The following is a 9378-nucleotide window of genomic DNA, read 5'->3' on the forward strand; positions in this document are numbered from 1 at the left end:
TCAATGCTGCGGGGTAGGAGACCAGCCAAATGCTGGGGCGACGGTATGGGCGAGATCACTCAACAGCTGCAGGTTTTCGGCAAGGCCGAAGGCCGGTGGCAAAAAGAGAACCACTTCGTCTGCAGTGCTAAGGCCGGGATCGTTGAAAACAGCTTCGATCACCTGATCGGGCGTTCCCTGGAAGACGGGAGATATCTGCGCTCCGGCAGGTTGGCTCGGAGGCGCGAGCGCCCCCTTGGGCCGCGACGCGGCAATTCCGTTGATGCGGCGCTCGAGATCGTAAGCGGCATATTTTTCACGTAGTTCGGTGGTCGTCCCGACGAGAATAGAAGCGGCGACGGCGACCGGTGGCGGCTCTGTCGTCCAGAGTCTGCGCCAGGTCGTACGGTAGACATCGATAAGGCGGGCCTGATACTCGCCGAATGTCTCGCCTTCGTCATGATCATGCAGGACGGTTCCTGAGATGAGCCCTATGCCGAGTTCGGCAGCCTGTACGGCTGAGCTGAGGCTTGCCGAACCCTGTCGAATGCGGGCGCGCAAGGTCGGGCTATAGGGTGTTACCCGCAACTCCGCACCTTGCGGCGCTCCCTGGCCCGCTTCGGTAACGGTATGAAGGACTTCGCCAGAGATGGCAGAGAGAAAGCGCGCCTGACGGCGTTTGGCTTCCGTGCGAGCGTCGGTATCGACGGTGCCGAAGACGGCGTCGAAAGCTCCGTTGGCTCCGGTTGCGATTGCCAGCTCGAGTCGGCCGTTGATCAGCAGATCCGTCGTTCCGGCAGCTTCTGCGAGCAAGATCGGGTCCTGGTACCGCATCGGGATGACCGCCGATCCGAGCGTGATGTGCTGGGTGTGCTGGCCGACGGCGGCGAAGAAGGGAAGCGGCGACGACAGATAGTGGTCGAAGTGTCGCTGATAGGCCCAGCCTGACTGGTAGCCCAGTTGCTCGGCCTGCTTGAACAGTTCGATCCCGTCGCGCAGCCCTTGCGCCGGACCCGCATCGTCATTGAACGAAACGCGTGTGTTGAAACCGAGCCGCTGTTTCGGACGAAACGAAGCAGGTAGAGTGCTGGTGGGCACCGCAATGGTCATGCGATCTGCTCCTTTCGGAAAACTTGCCGGGGCTTCGGATGCGTCATGCGCACCGGATCGGCGATGCCGCCCGGGATCGAAGCCAGGAGTGATGCGGTGTAGGGATGTTGGGGATTGCCAAAAATATCCGCGACGGTCCCATGTTCGACGATGCTGCCTCGCTGCATGACGGAGACGGTGTGTGCGAGCTGGCGAACCAGCGCCAGATCATGCGAGACAAAAACATAGGTCAGGCCAAGCCTTGCCTGCAGTGACAGCAGAACCTCGACAATATCCGCCTGAACGCTGACATCGAGTGCGGATGTGGGTTCATCGAGAACGATCACATCCGGTTTCAGGACCAGCGATCTTGCAATCGCCACACGCTGCCGCTGTCCGCCCGAAAGTGCGCCCGGCTTGCGGGTCAAAAGGTGTTCGTCGAGCCCGACATTGGCGATTGCCTGACGGACCTGCTCGGCCCTTTCTTTAGACGTTCCGATCTTGAAACGGTCGAGAGGCTCGCGAACCAGATGTTCGACGGTCCATGTCGGGTCCAACGAGGTAAACGGGTTCTGGTAGACGAGCTGAAGGTGCCGCCAGACGGCACGCAACGACTCGCGGGAACGACCGGAAACTTGCTCCCCGGCGACCGAGATTTCACCGCTATCCGGTTCTTCGAGCCCAAGCAGAAGCCGGATCGTGGTCGTCTTGCCGGAGCCCGACTCACCAACCAGGGCATGAGTAGTGCCGGGGGCGACGGCGAAGGAGATATCGTTGACAGCTGTCAGTACCTTGCCATCGACCGTGAATTTTTTCGTGACAGCGCTGACTTCGATCTTCGGGGCTTCCTCAGTACGGTGCAAACGCAAACCGGTCTCCCGCAGCCTCGCGTAACGATCCGGGTTGAGAGCCGGGACATCGGCGTGGAGTTTTCTGGCATAGGCTGACGACGGAGAAGAAAAGACCGCCGATGTCTTGCCCGCTTCCTGCACGACACCGTTTTTCAACACGACGAGAGTATCCGTTCTCTCGGCAGCGATGGCGAGATCATGGGTGATCAGCAGCAGGCTGATATTCAGATCATGCTGCAAGCGGGAAAGGAGATCGAGAATCCGCTTCTGGATCGTGACGTCTAGCGCAGACGTTGGCTCGTCGGCAACCAGAAGGGCAGGACGTGGCAGGACCGCAAGGCCGATCAGCACACGCTGCAGCATGCCGCCGGATAGTTGGTGAGGATAGGAATCATAGGCCCGCTGCGGGTTGTCGAGCCCTACCTTAGCGAATGTATCGAGGATCAGCGCCCTGCGGATGGCTACGCTGGGTTCGTCGGTCAATGCTGCGGCTTCCATCGCCTGCACACCGATCGTGCGTACAGGGTTAAGTGCGTTGCCGGGGTCCTGCGGGACAAAGCCGATCTGTCGGCCGCGCAAGGGCCGGAACCGGCGTTCGGGGAGTGCCAGCAGGTTCTGCTCATTGAATTGCACAGCACCGGAGGCTCTTGCGCCGTTTGGAAGAAGCCGCAGCACGGCGCGGGCAATAGTCGATTTTCCGGAGCCGGACTCGCCGATCAGGGCGAGGCTTTTGCCGCGTCCGAGCTCGAACCCGACATCGTGAACGACATCCTGCCGCCCATAGGAAACCGACAGATTGTCGACGCGAAGAAGCGGTGCGGCTGGTTGTGGCGCGGGAGCAATGGTGATGGCGCGAATGAGAGTGTCGGTCAGTCTGTCTTGCGAAGCCATCGGCTGATCCTGTTCACTGAGAGGACGGTTAAGATCGTGATGAAAGCGGGCGCATAAACGAGCCACGGCCATTTGAGGTAGTCCTTGCCGATCGAGATCAGCAGGCCCCAGTCGGAAGCCGGCGGTGGATCGCCGTAACCGAGGAAGGCAAGGCTGGCGATCACCAGGATGGACTCACCGAATTGCAGGACTGCAAGCGGCAGCACCGAACGCGAGGCATTCGGCAGGACGTGGCGCCAGAGGATGTACCAGCGCGAACCGCCCGACAGAAACGCGGCCTCGACGAATGTCGCCTGTCTGGTCTTGATGACCTCCGCCCGCGTAACGCGTGCGAAGATGGCAACGGCCGATACGCCGGTGGCGATTGCGGCATTGATCGTCTCGAATCCGATGGCGGTGACGACGATGACCGCCAGCAGGAATTTCGGAATGGAAAGCAGGACATCGACAAGTCGTGCCAGAACGACATCGACCCAGCCGCCGAGGAACCCCGCCAGCAATCCGATAAAGCCGCCGGCTAAAACGCCGATCACGACAGCGACAAGTGCGCTCGATACCGAAGACGCCGTGCCATAGACAACGCGGGCGTAAAGGTCGCGTCCGAGATGATCGGTACCGAACCAGTGCGCGGTGCTGGGACCAAGCAGCTTGTCCGCCGGAACGCCGATGACCGGGCTGTAGGTCGTGAACAATTGCGGTGCGACCGACCAGGCAATGATGGTCGCAACAACCACGAAGGAAAGCGCGACAATCGCCGGCATACGAAGGGCTTCCGCCCAGCTGTTGCGAGTGGATGCCGACAGAGTCAAGTTTGAGGCGAAGGTCATGATGTTACCGCCTTGGTTGATCCGATGGAGGGCTCATCGGCCGTGGTTGGGCGGCGTTTCTGCCCGCCAAGAATTTTTACGCGCGGGTCAAGCAGTGGGTAGAGAAGGTCGGCAACGAGATTGACGAGGACGAAGATCACGGCCCCGAGCGAGACGATTGCCTGCAGCACGGGCAGGTCCTGCGTGCTCACCGAACGTTGCACCAGGCTGCCGATGCCCGTTCGCCCGAAGACAGTCTCGGTGATCAGCGAACCGCCGAGAAGTTCGCCGATCGTAAGGGCGATGACGGTAACGACGGGCAGCGAGGCCGGTTTGAGCAGGTGCTTTGCGAAGAGGCGCGCCTGACCCAGGCCGCGGCTGCGGGCGACGGCGGCATATTCCTGCTCCGCCTCTTTATCGAGGTTTGCGATGAGAACTTCGGCGATCTGTGCCGAAATCGGGATGCCGAGCGCGATCGCGGCAAACAGTGTCGCCCAGAAACTGTCGGGATTGATGACGCGGAAGATGCCCAGCTGGAAGCCGAAGAGATGGATCAGCACCAGGCCGATGACGAAATTCGGCACGGACAGGAACAGCGAAGGAAAACCACGCAGAAGGCCCTGTCCGTATCGTTTGGGAAGAAAACGGGTGCCGTAGGCGACCACTATTGCCAGGATCAGCGCGACAGCCAGTCCCACAGAAGCAAGAATGAGCGTCGAGGGAAGAACTTCGCTGATCAGGGTCGATACGGGCCTGTTGGACCGCATCGACATGCCGAGATCGCCGGTGAGAAAACCGGTCAGCGAGTTCCAGAGTTGAATGATGACCGGTTTGTCCAGACCCTGCGCGGCGATGATTTCGGCGATCTCTTCTTCGCTGAAACCGTTTTGCGGATTGCGCAGAACGCTGGTGATCGGGTCGCCAGGCAGGATGCTGACGACCACGAAAGTGAAGACATAGGCCAGCAGGATGACGACGACCGCCTGGCCGAGCCGTTTCGCGGCGTAGGTTAGGTAGGCATTGCTCATGCCGGTGCCTCGCATTGGTTCGGTTGTGTTACGCGTCAATCGGCAATGAAGGCCGTGTAGTAGCTGGCATAGGCGACGCCGTTATAGACTTCGCCCTTGAGCGTCGGTGACTGCACGTAGATGCGCTGGACGATCTGGGTGCGCGGGATGAAATAGCCTTGATCCAGAACGTATTCCTGCAATGTATCGAGGAGCGGGTTCCGCTCTTCGGCAGAACCGGCGCCGGCGATCTTGTCGCGCAGTCCGTTTAATGTCGTATCGCGGTCATCGAGAGCGAACCAATTCTCGCCATTGTTGGCATTGGTCAAAATGCCGGCGACGGTTCCCGCATCGATGAAGCTGCGTGTCACCTCGTAGGTCGGAATTGCCGGGCCGCCGTATTTAACCTTCTCGCCGTAGGTGACCACGTCATAGGCCCGGATGTTGACCTTCCAGCCGAGCTTGCCGAGCTGCTGGGAGATGAGTTCGTCCACCGACTTGGAGGTGGCGAGATAAGGGTTTGAATGAAGCGTCAGCGTCAGAGGTTTGCCGTCCTTGACACGAATGCCGTCAGCGCCCTTTACCCAGCCTGCTTCGTCCAGAAGCTTTTCCGCCTTGTCGGGATGATAAGCCAATAATGCACCATGGTCGGTGGCGCCGGGCACGTTGCTTTGGATGAAGGACGTCGGCAACTTCCAGTCAGGCGTATAGACCGTGTCGATGATTTCCTGACGGTTGATGCCGGTCTGCAGCGCCTGACGGACCTTGACGTCATCATAGGGTGCAATCTTCGTGTTGACCGCCCACCCATTGACGAAACCGAGATAACGCGGCGTTGCAATCGTAAAGCCTTCTTCCTTTAGCGACTTCAGTTCCTGGGGGGATGCGTTGTAGGCGACATCAGCCTGACCGGACTGGACCGAGGCGACCCGGATCGACGGTTCGGACACCAGCTTGTAGGTGATGCTATCGAGGAAGGCCGGGCCGGTATGGCCGACGGCCGCAGGCCCCCAGTTGTAGTCCTTACGCTTGACCAGCGTCACATGATCGCCTTCCTTCCAGCTCTCGACCACATAGGGTCCGCTGCCGGCGGTCTTGCTCAGGTCGGCCTGTTCGGAAGCGGGCTGCCCAATGCTTTTGGGCGAGATCAGGATCGAGCCGTGATAGCCCAAAGTCGGGATGAACCCGAGTGTCGGCTTCTTGAAGAACACTTTTACCGTGGACGCGTCGACTGCTTCAGCGCGATCATAGGTCTTGGGAAAGAGACCAATCGGGTTGATGCCTTCGTTCTTGCGACCGGCATACCAGATGTCGAGATTGGCAACCACGGCGGCTGCATCGAGCGGCGCGCCATCGGAGAAGGTCACGCCATTTTTGAGATAGAGCGTGAACTCGGTGGCGTTGTCGTTCTGCTCCCAGCGCTCGGCGAGCCAGGGGCTGACCTTGCCTTCGGCATCGACATAAAGGAGCTTGTCGGTGACATGGCCCCAGATATGACCCTGGAAGCTGGAGATCGCGCTATTGTTGGGGATCCAGCTATCTCCGAGGGAGTCGATCAGGAAGGTGATGTCACCTCCGTCTTTCGGAGTGTCGGCTGCCTGAGCCGGAGTAAAGCCTGTCGCCGAGACGAGAAGGGCGGCGGCAGCCACTGCGGATGTCGTGATCAACAGACGGCGCCGGGAAAGGCTGAGGAGGGAAGAACGTTCGGTCATGGGGCGATCCTGATGGGTTGGGCGTAGCTTGTGTCTGCAGAATTCTTACCGAGCGCACGCAAGCTCATCCGCGATGCGGGAAAATTGCGCGCGGCAACCCGTTGCCGCTCCTTGCCGAGCAGGCGAATGCCTGGATAAAAATCCTGATGAGTGGGGTGCAGCGTTGCCGCTGTCAGACAGCCTTGGACGGCTGTTTCGAGCGGAGAGCGCAATCGGCGGTACATATTCCGTTCATGACGCGGTCCTTTTGCTTTTCGACAAGAAGATCATGGCGCACAGCCTATCAGCACAGCGCCACGGAGAAAGACTGGTTATTCTTTTTCTATGGAATTAATGGATTAATTTGCCGCAGTTTGTGAGGTCATTGGGATTGGTGTTTCAGAGGTGTTGGAGATTGGTTGTGGAGCGCCTGGACGATATGCCCCGAAGGAAACCATGCCGAGCTAGCAAGCCTGCTAGATCTTGCTCTCTGCGGACCCATCATTGCTTTTAACCGGTCACTTCCCGCCGAGTAACCGGGAGCGCAAGGCTGGCCGACCGTTCGCGTCTATGCCCGGGTGGCGTTTTTATTCTGCAGGAATGTCATGCTTTCGAAGATCCGTACCGGCAGAATCTCGCCGGAAAAACGCTCGACCTCCACTTTCGTGATCTGCCCGGTGCAGCCCTGGGCCAACTTGGAGGTTCCGACGTCGCGGGTGAGGATATTCGGATTGCCGTGTAGGCACATCGCATGTTCCGACGTCCGATCGTCCGGTTCGAACCATGCACCTGTCGCAAGCTGCATGACGCCTCTGCGCACGTCCTCGCTCAGCACCGCTGCAGCAAGGCAGCTGCCGCGTTGGTTGAACAGCCTGACGATATCACCATCCACTATACTGCGCGCTGCCGCGTCGGTCGGGTTGATGCGGATCGGCTCCCGGTCCTTGATCTTCGTCGAACGGCTGAACTCACCATAATCAAGCTGGCTATGCAGACGCTGGTGCGGCTGGTTGCAAACCAGATGCAGCGGATAGGCCGCTCGATCCGCTTCGATCTCTATCCGTGCGGGATACCAGTGTGGATGGCCTTGGCAATCGTCGTAGCCAAAATCCGCGATCGTCTGCGAAAATATCTCGATCTTGCCGGATGGAGTCTGCAGCGGGGAACCGGACGGATCGTCACGGAAGGCGCTTGCTGGACCGCCTTCATCGGGTTTCAGTGGTAGACGAAGTTCGCCCCGTTCCCAGAAAGTTTCGAAATCCGGGGCTTCCTGCCCGCTGGCGACAAGTGCCTGATGCGTCGTTTTAAACAGGAATGAAAGCCATTCCTTGGATGTACGGTTTTCGGTGAACGCATCGAACTTGCCAAGATGCCGCGCGATCTCGGAAAAGATCTCATAGTCGTCCCGCGCCTCGCCCACCGGCTCGATCAGCTTCTTCATGGCAATCATCAGATCGTCGCGGTCCGCAGCGCCGATATCGTCCCGTTCGAGCGTCGTTGTCGCCGGCAGCACGATATCCGCGTGACGGGCCGTCGATGTCCATGCCGTCTCGTGGACGATGATCGTTTCGGGCCGCTTGAAGGCAGCCCGCAGCCTGTTTAGATCCTGGTGATGATGAAACGGATTGCCGCCTGCCCAATAGACGAGGCGGATATCCGGATAGTGCAGGGCGTGGCCGTTATAGTGAAAACCGGCGCCCGGATTGAGCAACATGTCGGCGACGCGGGCTACTGGGATGTAGTCCGTCACGGGGTTCTTGAACTGGTTGAGAGTCGGCAACGGCACGGCCAGTTGCTGCTTGCCGATATTGCCGAGTGCTCCAAGCGAATAGGAATACCCGCCGCCATCCAGCCCGATCTGCCCAAGCATTGCTGCAAGGACAATGCCCATCCATACGGGTTGCTCTCCATAATCAGCGCGCTGAAGGGAGTGGCTGACAGTCACCAGCGTCCGGGATCGCGCCATCGTCCGCGCCAGGTCCTTGATCGTCTCGACGCCGATACCGCAGATCTCCGCAGCCCATTCGGCAGTTTTCGGCAATCCATCGCCGCGACCGAGTATGTAGTCCTCGAAATGTTCGTAGCCGACCGTGTAGCGCTGAAGAAATTCGCGGTCGTGCAATCCTTCGGTCACGAGCACATGGGAAAGACCAAGCATGAGTGCCACATCGGTGCCGGGGATAATCGGCAGCCATTCGGCATTTACCTCGGCAGGAAAGTCATCCCTGAGTGGGCTGACGGACACGAACCGCGCGCCGCGGGCACTCGCGCCCGATAACTTCGGCCGTACAGTATGCGCACCGATGCCGCCGCCATGCACGTCGGCATTCTTGATTGCCATTCCGCCGAAGGCGACGACGAGTTCCGTACTGCGCTCGATGGCATCCCAGGTGACGCTCTTTCGGTCGAACGTGTCATATGGTCCGAGCACATGCGGAATGATGACCGACGCCGCACCGGAACTGTAGGTATTGACAGATCGCACATAGCCGCCCAGCACATTGAGAAACCGATGGATCTGGCTCTGCGCGTGGTGGAAACGCCCGGCGCTCGACCAGCCATAGGAACCTCCGAAGACTGCTTGCGGACCGAAATCCCGGTAAACGCGCTGGAGCTCGTTCGCCACCAGATCCAAGGCTTCAGACCAGCTGACCTCGACATAGTCATCCGCACCGCGTTTGTTCGCGTGGCAGGGGAGACCTTCAAGCCATCCACGCCGGATGGCCGGGCGCCTGACCCGAGCAGGGCTATCTGCAATGGCTGGAATGTTGCCCAGCAGCGGGGAAGGATGGGGATCACCGGGATGCGGCCGGATTTCGAGCGTGCCGTTTTCGTATCGGCCTGAGAAGGCACCCCAGTGGGAGCTGTGAGGCTTGAACGAATTCATTGCAGATATCCTCGGCGATCAGTGCGTTTCGGATGGGAATGGCTCGGCTCGGCTCAGCTCAGCTCGGCAGCACCTTGCCCGGATTCATAATGCCTTTGGGATCGATGGCGTTCTTGATGACGATCATGAGATCGACGGCATCGCCATGTTCGGTCCGAAGATAGTCGATTTTGCCGG

Annotated in this window: 7 protein-coding genes; all 7 read right to left on the bottom strand. The window is 59.6% G+C overall.

The window, feature by feature from the left end; genetic code table 11:
• A complete protein-coding gene (locus FHP24_RS21780; RefSeq protein WP_139678329.1) occupies positions 1–1089 on the bottom strand; it encodes an LLM class flavin-dependent oxidoreductase in 1089 nt (362 codons plus the stop codon).
• A complete protein-coding gene (locus FHP24_RS21785) occupies positions 1086–2810 on the bottom strand; it encodes a dipeptide ABC transporter ATP-binding protein (RefSeq protein WP_139678330.1) in 1725 nt (574 codons plus the stop codon). Before FHP24_RS21785 ends, FHP24_RS21780 begins: the two co-directional genes overlap by 4 nt.
• Positions 2789–3637, bottom strand: coding sequence for an ABC transporter permease (locus tag FHP24_RS21790; protein ID WP_139678331.1), 849 nt, complete (start codon positions 3635–3637; stop codon positions 2789–2791). Before FHP24_RS21790 ends, FHP24_RS21785 begins: the two co-directional genes overlap by 22 nt.
• Positions 3634–4644, bottom strand: coding sequence for an ABC transporter permease (locus FHP24_RS21795; RefSeq protein ID WP_139678332.1), 1011 nt, complete (start codon positions 4642–4644; stop codon positions 3634–3636). The genes FHP24_RS21790 and FHP24_RS21795 overlap by 4 nt, the downstream gene beginning before the upstream one ends.
• Positions 4645–4679: 35 nt before the next feature.
• Positions 4680–6335, bottom strand: coding sequence for an ABC transporter substrate-binding protein (locus tag FHP24_RS21800; RefSeq protein WP_139678333.1), 1656 nt, complete (start codon positions 6333–6335; stop codon positions 4680–4682).
• A 547-nt stretch (positions 6336–6882) separates the two neighbouring features.
• Positions 6883–9201: a molybdopterin guanine dinucleotide-containing S/N-oxide reductase gene (locus FHP24_RS21805; RefSeq protein ID WP_139678334.1), complete on the bottom strand. Its 2319-nt coding sequence runs from the start codon at positions 9199–9201 to the stop codon at positions 6883–6885.
• A 58-nt stretch (positions 9202–9259) separates the two neighbouring features.
• The coding region (locus FHP24_RS21810; RefSeq protein WP_139678335.1) for an FAD-linked oxidase C-terminal domain-containing protein at positions 9260–9378 on the bottom strand (119 nt) is incomplete at its 5' end.

It is taken from the genome of Aliirhizobium smilacinae (assembly GCF_006335145.1).
GTDB classification, from domain to species: domain Bacteria; phylum Pseudomonadota; class Alphaproteobacteria; order Rhizobiales; family Rhizobiaceae; genus Neorhizobium; species Neorhizobium smilacinae.